The following is a 17,518-nucleotide window of genomic DNA, read 5'->3' on the forward strand; positions in this document are numbered from 1 at the left end:
CCTGCCCTCGAGTAGCCCGCAGGTCAGGTCAGCCGGATCGCCAACGCTGGGAACCGCGGTGGTACGAAGCCGAGCGACTCGTAGAGCCCGATGCCGTCGCCGGTCGCGTTCAGATTGACCACCTGGACTTCGGTCTCGTCCTGGAACCAACTGAGCAGCGCCGTAAGGCATCCCCGCGCGTGACCCCGGCGGCGGTGCCGGGAATCGGTGCTGACGTTGAAGACCGTGCCATGCAGGCCGCTCAGGTTCTTCGGGGTCGGCGCGTGCGAATCGCAGATGCCAGCCGCGCAGCAGATGACACCGTCGACCGGGTCGTCCACGACGAACGCGGCGAACTCGTCCGGCTTGCCGAGTCGGTCGGCGAACCACCGTTCGGCGCTGACAACCAGGCCGCGTCCGGGTCGCCGATGTCGCTGCCCATTTCCTGAAACATCAATGCCCGCAAGGAAACTAGCGCTGCCGCGTCCGCTGGTCCGGCACGTCGTACGACTGTTCCGGTGATCGACATAGCACCACGGTACGACGCACGCCGGGTTGACGATTTCCACCGGCAAAACGGTCAGAGTGGTCTCGAAGGGGCAACACCGAGTGAGGAGCCTGAGGTGCGAGACATCGCAAGCCAGCTGGACCGCGACGAGGCTTTCGTCGAACAGGTCTATCGCGCGTCGGCGCCGGGGTTGGTCGGCGCCGCGTACGCGCTGACTGGCGACCGCGCCGAGGCGGAGGACGTGGTTCAGGAGGCGTTCATCCGGGCCCTGGCGCAGCCGGGCAAGGTGGCGGCGGCGGACAGTCCGGGCGCGTGGATGCGGGTCGTCGCGCTGAACATCGCCCGTTCCCGGTTCCGCCGTCGGCAGACCCACGACCGGCTGGTGCGACAGCTCCCGCTGGCCGACGAGCGGCTGCCCGAGCCCGGGCCGGACCGGGTGATGCTGGTCGCCGCGATCGGGCAGCTGCCGTACGAGCAACGGGAAGCCGTGACTCTCTACTACTTGGCCGATCTCTCTCTCGGTCGGCGATATCGCCGAGTCGCAGCTGGTGTCGCCCAATGTCGTCAAATCCCGGCTCCGCCGCGGCCGGCAGGCGCTCGCCGAGTCGCTCGCCGGCGAGCGCTGCCTCTCGGCCGCCTGACGTTGGTACGCCAGTTCGCCGCTCAAGCCGCCACCGAGGCCGTAAAGAAGGCCGCAAAGAAGACCAGCGCTAATGGCCGTAAATATGAGCGGTCCGCATGGCAGGTGACAGGGATCAAAAGGTGCCGATCACTCAGACGTTGTGACGGTTAACCGAAAGTTCGGCATCGCGACGAGCGTGCGGGCAACCGTTCGGGCACCGTCCAGGTCGGCCGAAATCCTGAATACTGGGCGGTCACCAAGAGATTTGAGCGTGATCTTGCCGACGATGGAAAAAGTTGCCGGTAAATACGTTGTGCTCCCCGTCGCCGTGCGCGTAACCTCCAATCGTCGCCATCAGCAGGCGGCGCTGTGCGATCTGACGAGCAGACAGGAGGTGGGCGACGTGAGCGGTAACGAAATGACTTATGAGGCGTCGACCGTCCTGGCTGCTGTGCGCGCGCAGGCTCACATGGCACCGACGTACGGAGGCGCGCTTCGTACGTGTGGTCCGGACGCCCGAGTCCAGCAGGAGACGTCTGCCTTCATCGCCGTACTGCCCGTCAAGCCGGGCAGCGGTCTGGGCGATCTCCAGATGAAGATGCGGCGTCCCATCCCGGGAATCCCCCCTCGAAGTAGGCGAACATGAGGTCACCAGACCTCCTGCCGGCTCACTTCGAGGCCGTGGATCCCCACCGGGATCCACGGCCTTTTTGTTTGGCCACCCCCTGACCAGCCACTACTCAAACCGTCCGCCCACGAGCTACCGCCCGTAAGACTGGAGAGAGGTGAAACCCGGCATGTCTTACCCGACACTGAGCGTCACTGTTGCCGTTCTCGAGCCGGGGATCGACGACGACTCGGAGCTTCCTTGTCGCCGTGAGGACCCCGACCTGTGGTTCGCCGAAAACCCGCGCGACCTCGACCGCGCCAAGGATTTCTGCATCGACTGCCCGCTGCGCACCGCCTGCCTCGCTGGCGCCCTGGACCGGCGCGAGCCGTGGGGAGTGTGGGGTGGCGAGATTTTCGAACGCGGCGCGGTGATCGCCCGCAAGCGTCCCCGCGGACGCCCGCGTAAGGCAGACGCTGCCCGCACCCCGGTGGTTGCGGCATGAGCGCCCAGCACGGTTCCACTATCAGCGACACAGAACTTACTAGGAGTCTTCGAATGTTAGTTATGCATGAGGCATACGCCCGAGCGCGAATGCGCGAGGAACAGACCGTACGTTATCCAGCGCCTCGCCCCGCCCGGGTCGTCGCGCGCAGCGTCCGTCGTTACGTTACCTGCGCGAGCACTGAAAATCGGATTACCGCACTAATCAAACAAACAACCATCATCGCCGCTCGTCGACCGGACTCGGATCCGGTCGGCGGGCGGCGCGCCTTTTCTCGTACGTACGAATAATCGGATTCCGAAGGTAACGCCGTCGGGGTTAGAGTCCGCACGTGTACGAGCTACAGCCGCTGACCGGTGACCATGCCCCGGCCGTGTTGGCTTTTGAGATCGCGAACCGCGGCTACTTCGCGGCGTCGATTTCCGACCGCGGCGACGAGTTCTTCGACCATTTCACCGACCTGTACAACGCCTCGTTGGCGAGCCAGGAAGCCGGCGGCTGCGCTTTCTACGTGCTGGTCGACGAAGATGGCTCAGTGCTTGGCAGATTCAACCTTTTCGGCATCGAGAACGGCACCGCCGACCTCGGCTATCGGGTCGCCCAGCACGTTGCCGGCCGCGGTGTGGCGACCGCCACCGTTCGCGAGCTGTGCCAGGTGGCGGCCGTACGCCACGGGGTGCGCACCTTGCGAGCGGCCACCTCCCACCCGAACACCGCGTCCCAGAAGGTGTTGGCCAAAGCCGGTTTCGTGCCGGTTGGTCCGGCTGGCCCAGCTGACCTCGGCGGCAAGCAAGGCACCTGGTACGAGTGCGACATCTCCGGGTGCACACCCTCTTAGCTGCGTAAACGCCTGCCGAGGCGACTATCGGGCATCCTCGCGTGGCGTATTGCGGTGGCGGCTCGGCGCGAGTATGACGAGGGAATGCCGGACCACGAGTCACCTGCCCAAGCGGCTAACGACACGGTCAGTTGCCGCGGCTGCGGTCACCAAGCGCCGCTGCCGGCGCTGGGGTGGAGTCATGACACGGAGTTCGGGTGGCTGTGCGAGGCGTGCGTACGCGTCAACCTCCGGAACATCGAGGCCAAGCTCGACACCGAGTGGTGGTGAGTTACTTGGTGAGTTTCGGGGCGGCGAACCCGGGCTGCCAGCGCTCCACGATCGAGCGGTAAGGAGCGCGCGCGCGCGTTCAGCTGGCACAGCACGCCAATCGAACCGAGTGTCACCCGGTGGATCAGCAGGTAGGACGGCGGCAGGTTGAGCTGGCGGCCGAGCGCGTACGCCGGACTGCGCGGATCGCCGATCCGGCGGGCCTCCGAGCGCAGCCATTCCCGGCTGAACTGGAATTCCTCCACCGCCAACGGCTCCAGCATCGGCCGCAGGTACGCGAGGATGCCCTCGGCATCGACGTGCGCGGAGTCGGGCACGAAACCTTCCGCCCGCAGGCCTTCCATCACGCCGTCGGCGTCGCCTTCCAATGCCAACCGGGTCAGCCGGCCGACCGGTTCGGGCAGGCCCTTGGGCAGCCGAGCCACCGCGCCGAAATCCAGCACCCCGAGCCGGCCGTCGTCAAGCAGCCGGAAATTGCCCGGGTGCGGGTCGGCGTGCAGCAGTTTCGCCCGGGTCGGCGCGGAGAAGTGCAAGGTCCCCATCAGCAGCCCGCAGCGATCGCGCTGTTCCTGCGTGCCGTCGGCGATGATCGCGGACAGGGGGGGTGCCGTCGATCCACTCGGTGATCAGCACTTTGTCCGCGCCGGCCAGCACCTTGGGCGCGACGATCTCCGGGTCGCCGTCGTACGCCTTCGCGAAGGCCCGGGTCGCTCGCGCCTCCAGCTGGTAGTCCAGCTCCTCGGCGACCCGCGATTTCAGCTCGGTGATCAGCGGCTTGATGTCCAGGCCAGGCTGCACGGCACCGAAGAGCCGGGCCACCCGGGCCAGCTGGTTCAGGTCGTTGATCAGCGCCGGGCCAGCTCCCGGATACTGGATTTTCACCGCGACCTCGCGGCCGTCGGCCCAGATCGCCTTGTGCACCTGGCCGATGCTGGCCGCCGCGGCCGGCTTTTCGTCGAACTCCTGGAACTTGCGCCGCCACTGCGGCCCCAACTGCTCGGCCAGCACTTCGTGAACGGCCCGCGCCGGTAACGGCGGCGCCGCTTCCTGCAGTTTGGTCAGGGCTGCCCGATATGGCCCCGCGACTTCCTCCGGAAAAGCCGCCTCGAACACGCTCAGGGCCTGGCCGAATTTCATCGCGCCGCCCTTGAGCTGCCCCAACACCGAGAACAGCTGGTCAGCCGTACGCCGCTGAATCTCCGCGGCCACCGCCTCGGCGGGCTTGCCACCCAACCGCCGGCCGAGGCCGAGAGTGGCCCGGCCAGCGATCCCCAACGGCAACGACGCCAGCTTGACCGTCCGCGTCACCGCCCACCGAGGAATGTCACTCACACGGGTAATTATCCCACGTTGGCTGGCACGAGCGCGCTTCGTACGGGATTGCTTCAGCCCAGTGCTTCCGGCGTGAACAGGTATCGGGAAAACCAGCCGTGCATCTGCCGTTGCAGGACCCGGTCGCCGTGTGTTCGTACGCCTGGCTGGCGCAGGAACTGTGCCCACGACAGGTCGCCGAGCCACCACCGGGTTGCCGCGGCAGTCGGCGCGGCGACCAGACGTCGACCGGCGCTCCGGTGTCCTGCCGGCACAGGTTGACGCCTGTCCGGGCCAGGTGCAGCCAGAAATGCCGGTCGGTTGCGGCTCGGTCGGTGAAGTCGATGGCCAGCACGACCGTACGGTCGGGCAGCGCGCCAACCTCGACGCGGCGCTGCATGTCCCAGGTCAGCGCGGCGGTGTCGAGATCGCCGTCGGTCAGCGCGGCCGCGTCGGTGGTCACCGCCCATCGGGCGAGTTCGCGCAGCACCGGCGCCAGCGCGAGGCCGGTCTCGGTGAGCCGGTAGTCACCGTCAGCGTGCTCGACGACGCCGGCGGCGCACAGGCCGCGCAGTCGGGTGGACAGCGTCGCGCGCGGGATGCGAGGCAGACCGCGGCAGATGTCGGTGAAGGTTTTCGCGCCGAGCAGCAGCTCCCGCAGGATCAGCAGGGTCCACCGTTCGCCCAGCACCTCCAGGGCCCGGGCGACCGCGCAGAACTGTCCGTATCCGCTCATCGCGCAGCAGCGTATCCAGCCGTACGAGTTCAACAATTGAACTAGAGAAGGCGAAGTGGCCGGATCGACCATCGAGACCTGGAGACAGGCCATCGAGAGGAACGGTTTGCACATGGGTATCAGCAGCGGTGTGCTGCAGGCGATCGGGAACACTCCGTTGGTACGGCTGCGCAGGGTCGTACCGTCGGGATGCGCGGAAATCGTGGTCAAGCTGGAAGGCCAGAACCCGACCGGGAGCATGAAGGACCGAATGGCGCAGGCGATGGTCCGCCGGGCCGAGGCGGATGGACGGCTGCGACCCGGCGACACGGTCGTCGAATACACCAGTGGGAGCACCGGCGCCTCGCTCGCGCTGGTCTGCGCGGCCCGGGACTATCGCCTCCGGATCGTCAGCTCGGACGCTTTCAGCCAGGACAAACTGAACCAGATGGCGGCTTTTGGCGCCGAGCTGACGGTAGTGCCCAGCGAGCGGGGTCTGATCACCCGCAAGCTCATCCTGACCATGATCGAGACCGCCCGGCGGCTCAGCCGGCAACCCCGTACGTACTGGACCGACCAGCTCACCAACACCGACCACATCGCCGGCTACCGGCCGATGGGCGAGGAGATCTGGGACCAGACCGGCGGCCGGGTGGACGCCTTTGTCCAGTCCGTCGGTACGACCGCCTCGCTGCTCGGAGCGTCGACCGAACTGCGCGGACATCATCCGGGGCTGCGGGTCGTCGCGGTTGAGCCGGCCGAGTCCGCGGTGCTGTCCGGCGGCTCGTCCGGCGCCCACCGCATCGAAGGCACCGGGATCGGCTACCTCCCGCCGATGTGGGACCCGGCAGCGGTGGACGAGATCGTGACCGTCCCGACCGACGCCGCCGAGCTGATGGCCCGGCGGCTGGCACGGGAGGAGGGCCTGTTCGCCGGCACGTCGTCCGGCGCGAACGTCCTCGCGGCGATCCAGGTCGGGCAGCGGCTGGGACCGACCGCGAGGGTCGCCACCCTGCTGGTGACTCCGGCTTGAAATACCTGAGCACCAGCGTTTACCAACGCTGAGCGCAAGGTCAGGCAGGCGGCAGCGGCAGCGGCAGCGGCAGCGGCGTCGGGAATGGGGGCGGGGGCCGCGGCGGAATGCGTACAAGGGCAGGACGGGTGCGGGTCCCATTGGCGGCGGCGGATGACCGCGCCGCCGGCGGTGAGTTCCAGGGAAGCGGGAGCGGGCGGCGGGGCGGCCGCCGTCCAGGTGTTCCAGGACTTGTTCGGCGGCGAGGCCGACCGCGGTGGGGGTGGTGGCGACCGAGCACGGGTCAGGTGGCACGTCGGTGCGTACGGCTGAGCTGGCGAGTTGGGCGGCGATGGCCGGCCAACCCGGGTCGCGGTCCGTCCGGGTGAGTTCCACGCAGCCGGGGCAGGCGGTCCGGCCGCGCACGGTCAACGGGCCGACCACGGCCATGCCGTCGCGAGCGCCGAGCGCGAGTTGGGCGCGAGACCGGCGCACCAGCAGCGGTTCGGCGCGGTGGCGGCGCCCACCGGGCCGGCGATGATGGCCAGGTCGGGGACTGTCCAGCCGGGGAAGGGGCGCAGGTCGGCTTCCGGCGCGACGGCCCAGACGGCGTCGGCGAGGGCGGTGCCGCGAGGGCGACCTTCGTCGTCGCTACGCAGGCCCGCCGGCATGGCCTCGAACAGTCGAGCCTGGCCGGTGGCGTGGATCCAGAGCCGGTGCACGCCGGACGCGGCCAACGCCGACGCCAGCGGGCCAACGAACCGAGGGTCGCCGTAGAGGACGACCCGTTTGCGCGTCCGTTGGCTCAGCGTTTCGCCGGCGAGCGTGCCGTGCCGCCGGACCAGCGCCGCGAGCTCGCCGCGCAGGTGCCGGCGGATGGCGCTGGGCATCCGGGACGGCAGGTCGCCAGCGGGGTCGTGGTCGGTGACCGCGGCACAGATCCGCAGCGCTTCCAGCAACTCGTTGACGTTTTCCGCGGGCACGCCCGCATCATCCAGGGCACACGCTTCGTACGGCCGCATCGCTGTGGGCGCCGTCCAGCAGCGCGAGCACCTCGGCGGCCCCGGACGGGAGTTCGGCCAGCACCACCGAGCGGTCCGGGTCGGTGCCGAGCTGGAGCGTACGGCCGTCGCGCCACAGCGCCCGGATCGGAATCAGCGTGCGTCCCACCGCGGCGCCCCCTTCGGATCGTGGCGGGCGTGCCGTTCGGTCACGCCGTCATCGCACAGCGTGCCAGTCCGCGATGGGTCGATCCGGGTTTTCCACAGGACGACTTTGTGTCCACAGGGCAGTGGAAAGCACGGTGGGCGAGTGGTCTCGCGACCACCCGCCCACCGTTTTGGTGCGACAGGGACAGTTGGTTATCCGTCCCCGAATGGAATCAGGCCTTGCCCAGAATGCGGTTCATTTTGGTGCCGCAAACAGGGCAAGTGCCTTTCGCCATCCGACGTCCTGAGTCGCTGACGCTAACTTCACCGGAGAAGTCACGCTTCTCCTTGCACTTGACGCAGTATCCGTTGTAGGTCTCGGCCACGTCGCCTCCTCTACCTCTCGATTCCCCCGCTGTCACGCGTGTGACAGGGCCGATCGCACAGTACCGTCGTTCTCGCGTTCCGGCCGCTTGAGGTGGCCCTAATCGCTGGGCGAGTCGCGATTCAGCGGATTTTCCGGTAACGCGGAGGGGGTGCGTTAGGGATCATTCGGCGGTCATTTCCGGATGAATTTCCGGCTGACCACAACGAATTTCCGGCACTGAAGAGGTGTCGAGAGACACAAAAACAGAGTCCCCGGCTAACAACGCCTTCCCGCTGCCTTCCCCTTGCATCGGGCCGGTGTTCTCGCCGAGGACTCCGCTGTTAAGGACGCTAGGGCGAAGGACGGCTGGCGTCAATGCAAGACCTCCACAGCCTGTGGATAACCCTGTGGACGGGGTGGGGACAGTGACCGGCGCCACTGTGGACGGGTCGGTGCACGACCCTGTGGACACAGCTGAAGTTCACCCAGCGTTTTTACCTTCTGACCTGCGTAAACACTACGCACCGGCTGTGTACGAGAAAAAGTTTGCGGCTTTGCCGGCCGGGTTGATCGATGAAGTGCGATCTGAGCCACTACCTTGGGTTTCGTGACCGGCACCAGGCCGACGGCCGGGGCGTCTGTGCAGCAACGGGAAGAGCCGCGGCGGGACGCGCCGGATGCCGCCATGCCAGGGACCCTGCCAGCGACCACTTCAACGGGTGGGCAAACCGGTCTGCCGGTGGAGGTGCGCCGCAGCCGGCGTCGGCGCCGGACGGTGTCCGCGTACGAGGACGACGGCCGGGTGGTCGTGTTGCTGCCGGCCAGCTTCACCAAGGCCCAGGAGCGCGAGTGGGTGGACCGGATGGTTGCCCGACTGGCTGCCCGAAGGCGCCGTCAGCCGGCCAGTGACCAGGAGCTGTTGGCCCGCGCGGTCGAGCTCGGCCGCCGCTATCTGGATGGCGCCCGCCCGGTTAGCGTCCGGTGGGTCACCAACCAGCGCACGCGGTGGGGCTCCTGCACGCCGACGGACCGTACGATCCGGCTCTCCGATCGGCTCGCGGACATGCCGACCTGGGTGGTCGACTACGTGCTGCTGCATGAACTTGCGCACTTGCGGGTGCCCGATCACAGCGCCAAGTTCTGGCGGCTGCTGGAGGCGTATCCGCGGACCGAGCGCGCGCGGGGCTACCTGGAGGGTGTGGCGGCTGCCGCGGGACTGGACATCGGCGAGGACGACGAGAGCGAATAGTCACCAGCTGATCCAGCCTGTCCAAGCGCCGTTGGTCTGCTGGAACGTGGTGTAGTACGAGCCGTTCCCGCCGAGGGTGAACAGCTCCGGCCGCCCGTCCGCGTTGCGGCCGGAGGCCAGCTGCTCCAGGTCGCTGCCGCCGTACGACGCCCACGACTGGAAGATGCCGTTGGGGTCGCTGAACCGGCCCCATCCGGCGAAGTCGCCGCCGAGGGCGTACACGTCGAATCCGACGCCGGTGTTCGCCCGTGGTGGCGCGCAGGTCGCTGCCGCCGAGTGAGCCGTCCCAGCCGGACCAGGACCCGTCGCCGTTGCGGTATTTCTGGTACAGCACCCCGTCGCCGCCGACGGCGAAGACCCGTACCTGCCCGGAGGGGCTGGTCGCGGCCGAGATCGCCTGTAGCTGCGAGCCGCCGAGCGAGGGGTCCCAGGTGCTCCAGGATCCGTCCGGCTGCTGGGCGCTCTGGTAAAGCACCTGGTTGCTGCCCAGCGCGAAGAGATGGACGACGCCTTGACCGTCCGTGGCGGCTGCTATCCCGCGGACGTTATTGCCGCCCGGTGCGCTCGACCAGGGTTGCCAGCCGTCGTCGTCTGGACTGGACGCTGACCGCGACCCGGCCGTACGGGCCGACCGCGAACACCTCGACCTGACCGTCGCCGTTGACGGCGGCCGAGATGGCGCTGTAGCCGCTGCCGCCGAGCGAGGTCCATCCGCCCCAACCACCGTTCGGGGTGTTCTGCTGGCGTACGGACACCGTGCCGCCGTCGCCGGCCGCGAAGACCATCATCCGGCCGTCCGGCCCGCGGACCGACGCCATCGATTCACCCAGTGGCACCGGGCTGCCGACGTTTTCCATGATCTGCTGGAAAGTCGCGTACGACGTGGTGGGTTTCGGGGATCCCCAGGTCTGTTGGGCGAGTATTCGCAGGGTCGGCCAAATGCCGACCGCGACCTGGTCTTCGGTCTGCTGGCGCGGTGAGTCGCACCAGAGGCTGAGCTGGGCGCCGAGCAGACTGCCGGCGTTGGTCGGACTCATCGACCGGTTGCCGTCGAACATCAACAGGTTCCAGTTCTGGTAAAGCGTGGGATTGTCGGGTTTCGCGCCGCCCAGCACGTAATAGAGCACGGTGGTGCCGGCCGCGCCCGCGTGCCAGCTCGCGTTCATCACCGGATTTCCGTTGGCCACCAACTGATCCGGGCCGAGCAGGTTCGTACCGCCACCGTTCCGTTCCAGTAGTCGATCGCGATGCCGGCCGCGAGCGGCACCTCGGGGTGCGGATCGGTGGTCAGCTGGTCATTCCACATCCGCAGGGTTTTGCCGCTGCCCTGGACGAGAGTCGCCATACTGTTGACGAAGTCATAGAAAGTGTCGATCGCGGGCGCGTTGGGACCCCAGTGGGAATGCGCGTAATTCACCAGCGACGGATAGGCGGCGTAATTCTGCACGTATTCGTCAGCGCCCAGATCCCAGTACTTGCCGGGAAAAAGTGGCAGGTATTCGCGTACGATCGAGGCCAGCAGGTCGCGCGCGGCCGGGTTGGCGATGTCGATGGCGCCGTTGGCGGCCGGCACGATCGCCAGGTTCTGGTAGTCCGGATCGTTGAGCAACGCGGCCAGATGGCTCGGCATGTCAAACTCCGGCACCACCGTGATGTGATAGCGGCCAGCCAGCGTGACCAGGTCGGAGATCTGCTGTTTCGTGTAGTGCTCAGACGAAACGATCCCCGGCACGGTCGAGCTTTCCACCCGGAATGCCTCGTTGTCGGACAGGTGCAGGTGCAGCAGGTTCAGCTTCAGGTAGGCCATGTCCTGAATTTCTCGCTGCAGCCACGGCACCGTGTAGATCTTTCGGGCCACGTCGACGCTGAAACCGCGTTCCGGGCTGGCCGGCCAGTCGGTGGCGGTGCCGGCCGGCAGCTGTGTCTGTTGGCGCAGCAGCTGCAGGATCGTACGCGTGCCGTTGAAAACTCCGGTGTCCGTACGAGCGGCAACCGTCAGCGTCGCGCCGGTCGTCAGCGCATAGCTCTCGGACTGCGTCGGCGTTGCGGTGGCGCTGAGGCTCAACACGATGTCACCGGGCTGCGCGGACGAGGCCGGCCCGGACACCTGCTGTACCGCGCGGCCGGTCAGGGTGGCCAGGTCCGTGTCGAAAGTCGCGGCGGTGCCGGCCAAGGCCGTCGAATCGACCACCAGTCGGCTCGATGTCGCCCACTGGTAGTCGTTGCCCGTCCCAGCCGTCCACTGCCGCAGGGGCTGGTACGACAGTGGGCATCTTGGTGGCGGCGCTGCCGTGCACCGGCGTGGCCAGCAGCGCGCGGTCGCGGCGAGCAGCGCGGCGACCATCGCTCGTACGGACGTTGACATGAAATTGCCTCCCGCGCGCCGAAACACGACCGGACGAGTCGGGAGGCAGTGTAAGAGAGTGGTCTACTCCATGGAAGTGACATTTGCCATCAAGTCGCGGACGGATCCTTTCCGCAAGCGGCCACGGTTCACTCGATCAGCCCCAGCCGCCGCGCGGCCGCGCCGGCGGCGAACCTGGTCGACACCATCAAGATGTCCATGATGGCGGAGATCTCCCGTCGTACGGTTCGAAGGCTCGCGTCGGTGCGACGGGCGATCGCCTCGTCTTTGAGGCCCAGCACCATCAACCGCAGGATTCGCACCTGCCGTTGGGAAATCACCGGCCCGGCGGTCTCTGACACCTGCCTTGCCGATGTCCGGCCGGCTGTCACCTGGATCGGCGTGGCTCTTTCCCAGAGCAGCTCGAAATAGTTCCGCAGCACGCGGATCAGGGTGGGGGAGCGCACCAGCATCGCGGTGCTCACTCCGGTGTCGGTGAGCGGCACCAGCGCGGCCGTGTCGTCCACAATCTTCAGCTTGAGCGGCAACCGGGGGACCACTCGCGCCTCTTCGCCAGCGATCACCCCGGTGGCGAGGATGGCCTGCCCGACCGGATGGTCGAAATACTCGGCTTCGTAGACCGCTCGGCAGCGAACCTGGTGCTGGGAAGGAAAAATCGGTGGCGCGGCCACCGACTCGGTCGGCACGCATGGGAATGTGTACGTGTCCAGAACCATGAAGTCCTGCTGTGCGAGGCTCATCAGGCCGGTGGCGAGGCCGGCGATTTCCCGCGGATCGGTGATGATCCGTACCAGCTGATCGGTGGCGTCGCCGCCATCGCGGGCGCGTTGGTTTTGTATGTCGCTCAGCTGTTGGAAAGACGCCCGCACCCGGCTTTGCTGGCGGGACAGTTTCCTTTCGGTGGCAAGTAAAAACACTCTGTAGGGCGTCCAATGGATGGGCCGCGACCACCTGGTCGGGTTCGCGTGGATCGACGAAGGCGAGGCCAAGTGCGGTCAGGTCTTCCAGCACTTCGGCGCCGCCGAGCTCTTCGGCCGCCGCTCTTACGGACAGCTCCCGATCCTCGAGAAGTCGCAGGTAGGACGGTGTGATCGTGGGCGCGAGCTCGGCGATCAGGTCGGTAGCCCAGACATTGTCAGTGACCATCAATTCTCCTGAAGTCAATGGCACAAACCTGCCAGCTGGCTATTGCGCCCTGCTGGAGTTCCGAACTCGATGGTTGCCTTGGCGCCGGCCGGCGAGCGAATCCGGCCGACTCCGCCGAGATTGCGAGGCACAGATGGCAAGACAGCGAACAACCCGATTCGTCGGCGTGTTGCTCGGCACGCTGGCCGCGGTGGCGATGGCCGTCACTGCGACCAGCAGCTCGGCGTACGCGGACTCCAGTTCTTGCCGCCCCGGCAAAAGCCACCCGCGCTGGCATTCGGAGCATGGCGAACGCGCAGGTCGGCAAGAGCTGCACGTCGTTCACCACCGCGGGCGGCACGTCCGCCTGCCAGAACTGGTGGTGCGCGGTATTCGCCAGCTGGGTCTGGCGGCACGCCGGAGTCACGCCAGCGCCGACCACCTGGGTGGCCACCGACGTCGGCACCTGGGGCAAGGCGCATCACGTTTTCAAGGCGCGGCCGGCTGGCCAGCGCGGCAATCCGCTGGTCGGTGACATCGTCGTCTTCGGTCAGCCCGGCGCTGGTACGGGTGGCCACGTGGGCATCGTGACCGCGGTTTACAGCAATGGATACATCGACACCATGAATGGCGACTACGGCTCCGGAGGTCCTGGCAGCACGCACGTCGTGAAGAGCCACATCAATCCGATAACCGCCCGCTCGGGTGGCAGCAACTGGCTGATTTCCGGCTACGTCAGCCCGCCCGGGGTCTGATTCGCGGTGAACCGCCGGCCGGGTGCCGGCGGTTCCCCTTTCCACGAAGGTGAATCGATGAAAAGAAAACTCTTCGCTGTCGCGGCGATGACATTGGCGTTCCTGGTCGCTGGTACGAGTGCGGCAACCGCGGACACCGGACCCGGTGCCAGCAGTGGTGCCGGTGAAGCCGCGGTGGCCGCCACCGGTTGTGGTGGCTTCCATTCCGAGACCAGACCGCCGACCACCATTCACGTTTTGCTTAGGTCCCAACGCAAAGTCGTGGCGGTGCCATTCCAGACGTACGTCGACAACGTGTTGCCGAACGAATGGATCGCCAGCTGGAAGGCGCAGTCGCTCTATGCCGGCGCGGTGGCCGTGAAAACTTTCGCCTGGTATTGGGCGAACCACTCGTCTGGGCACAGCTACGGCGGCAAGTGCTACGACGTCGACGACACCACCAGCTACCAGGTCTACAAGGCTGGCAGCGCCAACGCGAACACGACTGCGGCCGTGAAAGCGACCTGGAAGGTGTGCTCGCCCGCGAAGGCGGCGTGGTCTTCGCGAGCCAGTACCGCGCCGGCACCCGCGGCCAGGCTTGTACGACCGGCCAGGGAACCAACATCATGCACCAGTGGGCCTCGCAGACCTGCGCGCTGCAGGGCCACAACTACAGCTACATGCTGGGCATCTACTACCCGCACATCACGCTGGGCACCACGACCTGATCGACGTAAGGCCGGCGGGCGACCGCCGGCCTTACCCGGCCGAAAATGGATCCACATCAAGGCGACTCCTCAAGAGTGCCCAAGCGTGGAATGTGATCCTAAAGAAAACCTCAACAGGCGCCAGGCTGATACGTCTAAAGGTTTTTCAGGTCGTCGGCGAGGCCGTCCAGGCCGTCGTCGTCCTGGCCGCGTACGAACGCTTCGGGGTCGTCGAGATCGTCGGAGGAGGGCAGCAGGTCCGGGTGGCCCCAGATCGCGTCCCGGCCTTCGACGCCGCGCACCTCGGTTAGCGTCTTCCAGAGCACCGCCGCCTCGCGCAACTTGCGCGGCCGCATCTCCAGGCCAACCAGGGTGGCGAAGGTCTGCTCCGCCGGCCCACCGGACGCGCGTCGCCGTCGGAACGCCTCACCGAGCGCGGACAGCCCCGGCAACCGGTCCCCGGCGGCCGCCTCGACGATCATCGTCACCCAGCCCTCGACCAGCGCCAACGCGGTTTCCAAGCGGGCCAGCGCGGCTTTCTGTTCAGGTGTGTCGTTGGGCGTGAACATGCCGCCGGCCAGCGAGTTCTGCAGGGACTCCAAGTTGGTCGGGTCCAGTTGCTCCGGGTCGATCGACGACATCGCGTCCTCGATCGCCTCCCGGTCGACGCTGATGCCGCGCGCGTACGCGTCGACGGAGTTGAGCAGGTGTGCCCGCAGCCACGGCACGTGCTCGAAGAGCCGCCGCTGGTGCGCCGCCTCGCGCAGTGCCACGTAGAGCCGCACCTCGTCGCCGGAGCGCTCCAGACCCTCGGCGAAGGTGTCGATGTTCGCCGGCAGCAGCGCCGCCACGCCGGGCGGGCCGAGCGGCACGCCGATGTCCGAGGAGGTGAGCACCTCCGCGGACAGCTGGCCGAGGCCGGTCCCCACCTGCTGCCCGAACGCCATTCCGCCAATGCCGTCCAGCAGCCCGCGCATCGGCCCGAGCTGCTCGGCCATGCCTTCCGGGAGCGAGCCGGAGGTGGCCGCCACCACCCGCGACGCGACCGGGTCGCAGAGCTGTTTCCACACCGGCAGGGTCTCGCCGATCCACTCCAGCGTCGTCCAGGCCGCGGTCGTACGCGCGCCCGAAGGCAGCGTCGTGACCGGGTCGATCCAGACGTCGGCGAGCCTTATCGCGTCCGCTGCCGAGGTACGCTCAGCGGCAGTCAGGGAACGGTCCGTCGGCCGGGCGACCTGCTCGGCGATCTGCTGGGCCAGCGTCCAGTTGACCGGGCCGTCGGAGGTGCCGGCGGTGGCGAACATCTGCTGAAGCTGGGCCAGGAACGCCTGCATCTGGCCGGGGTCGTTCGGATCTGGCATGCCGGGGAAACCCGGTGGGGTGGGAGGAGTGGTCACGGCGTGCTCACAGCGGCGGCGGTCATGGATTCAAAGGTAGTCCCCAGCGCGCGGTTGTCTCGGGCACGACCTGCCAGTTCTCAGGGAGGGCCGCGGTGACCGCGCGCGGCGAGTCGCCGCGGGTGGTGGCGGTGATCGGTTCGACCGGGGTGAGCGGCGCGGCGATCTGCCGTGCGCTGCTGGCGACCGAGCCGATCAGGCAGGTCATCGCCCTCGGAACTGTGCGCCCACCGGTGCCCGGAGTGACCCTGCGCCGGGTGGACGTGACCGATGCCTCGCTGGCGGGTGCGCTTCGGGGCGTACAAGCGCTGGTTTATGCGCCAAGCGAAACCGACCAGCAACCCGACCGTGCCCAGCGGCGGGCCAACGAGGTCGGTGTCTCCGTTGCGCTGATGGCCGCGGCCGCCGCCGGCGTACGCCAAGTCGTCCTGGTCTCCAGCGCCCAGGTTTACGGCGCCGCCGCCGACAACCCGGTGCCGCTGCCCGAGGACCAGCAGATCCTGGCCACCGCCGACGGCACGGTCGCCGAGCTGCTGGAGCTGGAACGCCTCGCGTACGCGGTGGACCAGGCATATCCGCAGACCGACGTGTGTGTGCTCCGGCCGGCCTGGCTGCTCGCCCCGGGGCTGCCCAACCCCGCCAACGGCCTGCTCGACGGGCCGCGGCTGCTGGTCGTCAGGGGAACCCAGCCGCACTGGCAGTTCTGCCACGTCGACGACCTCGCCGCCGCCGTCGCGACCGCCGTCACCACCCGGATGTCCGGCCCAGCCACGGTCGGCTCGGACGGCTGGATCGACCAGTCCGAAGTGCAACGCGTCCTGCGCCGCCGCCCGCTGGAACTACCAGCCGCCATCGCCTTCGGTACGGCCGCCCGGCTGCACTCGATCGGGGTGACCAGCTCACCTTCGGAGTTGGCTTACCTGGTCTATCCCTGGGTGGTGGGCAGCGAGCGGTTGCGCGACGCGGGGTGGAAACCGACCTTTTCGAACGTCGAAGCGCTGACTGACTACGCGGACGGCCGCCCCGCTCGCGGCTACCGGCTGCCCGTCGATCCCAAGGGCGCGACAGCCGCCACCGCTGCCGCTGGGGCGACGGTGGCTTTGATTGGCACGGCCGCCCTGGTGCGGCGGGCCCGCAAACGGCGCGCCTCGGGCAAGTAGAGCCGACACGCCGGGTGGGGCTCAAAACTGTCGTACGCGTGCTGTTTTCTTGCCCCCTCCCTTTGAGCGGGGGGGGGTGGGTGTGAGGCTTTTGTTCTTATTTTCAGTGGACAGTTTTCCTCTAACCCCCCCCCCACCCGTTCTGGGTGGGGGTGATTTTTCGGGGTGGGTACGACAGTTTCGCGCCGCACCCTCAGGATTCGCGGTAAGTGGTGAGGTCATCGACGAACTTCCGGCGTACTGAGGGGATCTTGTCGACAGCGCGGAAATACGTACGTGCGCCGGCCATCGCAAGTCGGCCGGCGAATGGTCTGTAGAGCGGATCGTTGCCGCTGGTGCCGTTGTTGTTGAGCGAGTCACGCACCCGCGCGAACCCGTAGGGGATCATCTCCGCCTCGTACGCGCCGATGGCATCCAGCAGGCTTCCGTCGCTGCCCACAAGGCAGCGGCAAAGGAGTGCGGCATCGCGTAGGGCGGTGTTGGCGCCGACTCCGTGGCCCGGTGTCATGGTGTGGATCGCGTCGCCGAGCAGGGTCACGTTGGTGGTCGGCCACGGGTCGACAGGCACCGACGTGGCCGTCACCACCGGGAAGGAACTGGCCGGGTCGCCCAGCTCGAACAGCCGGCGCAGGTGCGGGTGCCAGTGTGGGGTCATTTCCAGCGCGAGCTCGATGACCTCGGCGCCGCGGAGTTTGCCGACATTCGCCGCAAAGCGGTCCGCGGACGTCCACATGGCGATGTTGATGTAGTCGTCGTGTGTTGTCGCGAAGTAGTCCATGCCAGCGGTTGAGTGGTTCAGAACCACCGGGCTTGTTCCAGTTGAACTCCATCACGTGCACGATGCCGAGCGTGCCCCGAGTGCCGAAGATCAGCGACAGGCCCTCAAAAGCCTCCTTAGG

Annotated in this window: 26 protein-coding genes and 1 pseudogene; 13 read left to right on the forward strand and 14 right to left on the reverse strand. The window is 67.6% G+C overall.

What is annotated here, in order from left to right; genetic code table 11:
* Positions 1–23 precede the first annotated feature (23 nt).
* Positions 24–548, reverse strand: a complete 525-nt coding sequence (locus tag GNX96_RS38620) for a GNAT family N-acetyltransferase (RefSeq protein ID WP_163572664.1) — start codon at positions 546–548, stop codon at positions 24–26.
* 54 nt (positions 549–602) lie between these two features.
* Here GNX96_RS38620 and GNX96_RS38625 point away from each other — a divergent pair, with 54 nt between their 5' ends.
* From GNX96_RS38625 to GNX96_RS38640, 4 genes are all read left to right on the forward strand, one after another.
* Positions 603–1,280, forward strand: a complete 678-nt coding sequence (locus tag GNX96_RS38625; protein ID WP_163572665.1) for an RNA polymerase sigma factor — start codon at positions 603–605, stop codon at positions 1,278–1,280.
* 232 nt (positions 1,281–1,512) lie between these two features.
* Positions 1,513–1,755 carry a hypothetical protein gene (locus tag GNX96_RS38630; protein ID WP_163572666.1) on the forward strand — a complete coding sequence of 81 codons (243 nt, stop codon included), beginning with the start codon at positions 1,513–1,515 and terminating at the stop codon, positions 1,753–1,755.
* A gap of 151 nt (positions 1,756–1,906) precedes the next feature.
* Positions 1,907–2,221 (forward strand): WhiB family transcriptional regulator, encoded by a 315-nt coding sequence (locus GNX96_RS38635; protein WP_279582608.1) that lies wholly within the window; start codon positions 1,907–1,909, stop codon positions 2,219–2,221.
* Between the two features lie 331 nt (positions 2,222–2,552).
* Positions 2,553–3,059: a GNAT family N-acetyltransferase gene (locus GNX96_RS38640; protein ID WP_163572667.1), complete on the forward strand. Its 507-nt coding sequence runs from the start codon at positions 2,553–2,555 to the stop codon at positions 3,057–3,059.
* A 179-nt stretch (positions 3,060–3,238) separates the two neighbouring features.
* On the opposite strand, the gene GNX96_RS61765 is transcribed toward GNX96_RS38640, so the two are convergent.
* Genes GNX96_RS61765 through GNX96_RS38655 form a run of 3 tightly spaced genes read right to left on the reverse strand, consistent with a single transcriptional unit; the run spans position 3,239 to position 5,490 of the window.
* Entirely contained in the window at positions 3,239–3,871 is a 633-nt protein-coding gene (locus GNX96_RS61765) for an AarF/UbiB family protein (RefSeq protein ID WP_313885893.1), read from the reverse strand.
* Complete coding sequence (locus tag GNX96_RS61770) at positions 3,789–4,637, reverse strand: ABC1 kinase family protein (RefSeq protein WP_313885894.1); 849 nt, start codon at positions 4,635–4,637, stop codon at positions 3,789–3,791. Before GNX96_RS61770 ends, GNX96_RS61765 begins: the two co-directional genes overlap by 83 nt.
* Positions 4,638–4,653: 16 nt before the next feature.
* Positions 4,654–5,490 carry a winged helix-turn-helix transcriptional regulator gene (locus GNX96_RS38655; protein WP_279582610.1) on the reverse strand — a complete coding sequence of 279 codons (837 nt, stop codon included), beginning with the start codon at positions 5,488–5,490 and terminating at the stop codon, positions 4,654–4,656.
* Between GNX96_RS38655 and GNX96_RS38660 the strand changes: the two genes are divergently transcribed.
* Positions 5,489–6,388, forward strand: coding sequence for a PLP-dependent cysteine synthase family protein (locus GNX96_RS38660; protein ID WP_279582611.1), 900 nt, complete (start codon positions 5,489–5,491; stop codon positions 6,386–6,388). The genes GNX96_RS38655 and GNX96_RS38660 overlap by 2 nt on opposite strands.
* 84 nt (positions 6,389–6,472) lie before the next feature.
* Positions 6,473–6,700 (forward strand): hypothetical protein, encoded by a 228-nt coding sequence (locus GNX96_RS38665; protein WP_163572670.1) that lies wholly within the window; start codon positions 6,473–6,475, stop codon positions 6,698–6,700.
* A gap of 95 nt (positions 6,701–6,795) precedes the next feature.
* On the opposite strand, the gene GNX96_RS38670 is transcribed toward GNX96_RS38665, so the two are convergent.
* The 3 genes from GNX96_RS38670 to GNX96_RS38680 all read right to left on the reverse strand — a co-directional run bounded on the left by GNX96_RS38670 (position 6,796) and on the right by GNX96_RS38680 (position 7,901).
* Complete coding sequence (locus GNX96_RS38670) at positions 6,796–7,350, reverse strand: hypothetical protein (RefSeq protein ID WP_163572671.1); 555 nt, start codon at positions 7,348–7,350, stop codon at positions 6,796–6,798.
* A 7-nt stretch (positions 7,351–7,357) separates the two neighbouring features.
* Complete coding sequence (locus tag GNX96_RS38675) at positions 7,358–7,537, reverse strand: hypothetical protein (RefSeq protein WP_163572672.1); 180 nt, start codon at positions 7,535–7,537, stop codon at positions 7,358–7,360.
* A gap of 211 nt (positions 7,538–7,748) precedes the next feature.
* A complete protein-coding gene (locus GNX96_RS38680) occupies positions 7,749–7,901 on the reverse strand; it encodes a DUF5679 domain-containing protein (RefSeq protein ID WP_163510995.1) in 153 nt (50 codons plus the stop codon).
* A gap of 666 nt (positions 7,902–8,567) precedes the next feature.
* Between GNX96_RS38680 and GNX96_RS38685 the strand changes: the two genes are divergently transcribed.
* On the forward strand, positions 8,568–9,131 hold the full coding sequence (locus GNX96_RS38685) for a M48 metallopeptidase family protein (RefSeq protein WP_163572673.1): 564 nt from the start codon (positions 8,568–8,570) through the stop codon (positions 9,129–9,131).
* On the opposite strand, the gene GNX96_RS38690 is transcribed toward GNX96_RS38685, so the two are convergent.
* Entirely contained in the window at positions 9,132–9,353 is a 222-nt protein-coding gene (locus GNX96_RS38690) for a hypothetical protein (protein WP_163572674.1), read from the reverse strand.
* A 26-nt stretch (positions 9,354–9,379) separates the two neighbouring features.
* Here GNX96_RS38690 and GNX96_RS38695 point away from each other — a divergent pair, with 26 nt between their 5' ends.
* Complete coding sequence (locus tag GNX96_RS38695; RefSeq protein ID WP_163572675.1) at positions 9,380–9,601, forward strand: hypothetical protein; 222 nt, start codon at positions 9,380–9,382, stop codon at positions 9,599–9,601.
* 75 nt (positions 9,602–9,676) lie between these two features.
* On the opposite strand, the gene GNX96_RS38700 is transcribed toward GNX96_RS38695, so the two are convergent.
* From GNX96_RS38700 to GNX96_RS38710, 3 genes are all read right to left on the reverse strand, one after another.
* Positions 9,677–10,297: a hypothetical protein gene (locus GNX96_RS38700; RefSeq protein ID WP_163572676.1), complete on the reverse strand. Its 621-nt coding sequence runs from the start codon at positions 10,295–10,297 to the stop codon at positions 9,677–9,679.
* Positions 10,297–11,496, reverse strand: coding sequence for a family 20 glycosylhydrolase (locus tag GNX96_RS38705; protein ID WP_163572677.1), 1,200 nt, complete (start codon positions 11,494–11,496; stop codon positions 10,297–10,299). The genes GNX96_RS38700 and GNX96_RS38705 overlap by 1 nt, the downstream gene beginning before the upstream one ends.
* A 128-nt stretch (positions 11,497–11,624) precedes the next feature.
* Complete coding sequence (locus GNX96_RS38710; protein ID WP_279582612.1) at positions 11,625–12,365, reverse strand: hypothetical protein; 741 nt, start codon at positions 12,363–12,365, stop codon at positions 11,625–11,627.
* A 67-nt stretch (positions 12,366–12,432) separates the two neighbouring features.
* Here GNX96_RS38710 and GNX96_RS38715 point away from each other — a divergent pair, with 67 nt between their 5' ends.
* A complete protein-coding gene (locus tag GNX96_RS38715) occupies positions 12,433–12,654 on the forward strand; it encodes a hypothetical protein (protein ID WP_163572679.1) in 222 nt (73 codons plus the stop codon).
* 272 nt (positions 12,655–12,926) lie between these two features.
* A complete protein-coding gene (locus GNX96_RS38720) occupies positions 12,927–13,376 on the forward strand; it encodes a CHAP domain-containing protein (RefSeq protein ID WP_163572680.1) in 450 nt (149 codons plus the stop codon).
* On the opposite strand, the gene GNX96_RS58540 is transcribed toward GNX96_RS38720, so the two are convergent.
* Complete coding sequence (locus GNX96_RS58540) at positions 13,352–13,606, reverse strand: hypothetical protein (protein ID WP_279582613.1); 255 nt, start codon at positions 13,604–13,606, stop codon at positions 13,352–13,354. The genes GNX96_RS38720 and GNX96_RS58540 overlap by 25 nt on opposite strands.
* A gap of 31 nt (positions 13,607–13,637) precedes the next feature.
* Here GNX96_RS58540 and GNX96_RS65960 point away from each other — a divergent pair.
* Both GNX96_RS65960 and GNX96_RS38730 read left to right on the forward strand, forming a co-directional pair.
* Positions 13,638–13,868 (forward strand): annotated as a pseudogene (locus tag GNX96_RS65960) (SpoIID/LytB domain-containing protein); the annotation flags it as partial.
* Between the two features lie 20 nt (positions 13,869–13,888).
* Positions 13,889–14,083, forward strand: a complete 195-nt coding sequence (locus GNX96_RS38730; protein WP_163572681.1) for a hypothetical protein — start codon at positions 13,889–13,891, stop codon at positions 14,081–14,083.
* Between the two features lie 134 nt (positions 14,084–14,217).
* Here the strand turns inward: GNX96_RS38730 and GNX96_RS38735 are convergent, their stop codons facing one another.
* Positions 14,218–15,459, reverse strand: coding sequence for a zinc-dependent metalloprotease (locus GNX96_RS38735; protein WP_279582614.1), 1,242 nt, complete (start codon positions 15,457–15,459; stop codon positions 14,218–14,220).
* A 95-nt stretch (positions 15,460–15,554) separates the two neighbouring features.
* On the opposite strand from GNX96_RS38735, the gene GNX96_RS38740 reads away from it, so the two are divergent.
* Positions 15,555–16,619: an NAD-dependent epimerase/dehydratase family protein gene (locus tag GNX96_RS38740; protein WP_163572682.1), complete on the forward strand. Its 1,065-nt coding sequence runs from the start codon at positions 15,555–15,557 to the stop codon at positions 16,617–16,619.
* 193 nt (positions 16,620–16,812) lie between these two features.
* On the opposite strand, the gene GNX96_RS58545 is transcribed toward GNX96_RS38740, so the two are convergent.
* Entirely contained in the window at positions 16,813–17,424 is a 612-nt protein-coding gene (locus GNX96_RS58545) for an FAD-dependent oxidoreductase (RefSeq protein WP_279582615.1), read from the reverse strand.
* Positions 17,425–17,518 lie beyond the last annotated feature (94 nt).

Source organism: Fodinicola feengrottensis (assembly GCF_010993775.1).
Classification (GTDB): domain Bacteria; phylum Actinomycetota; class Actinomycetes; order Mycobacteriales; family HKI-0501; genus Fodinicola; species Fodinicola feengrottensis.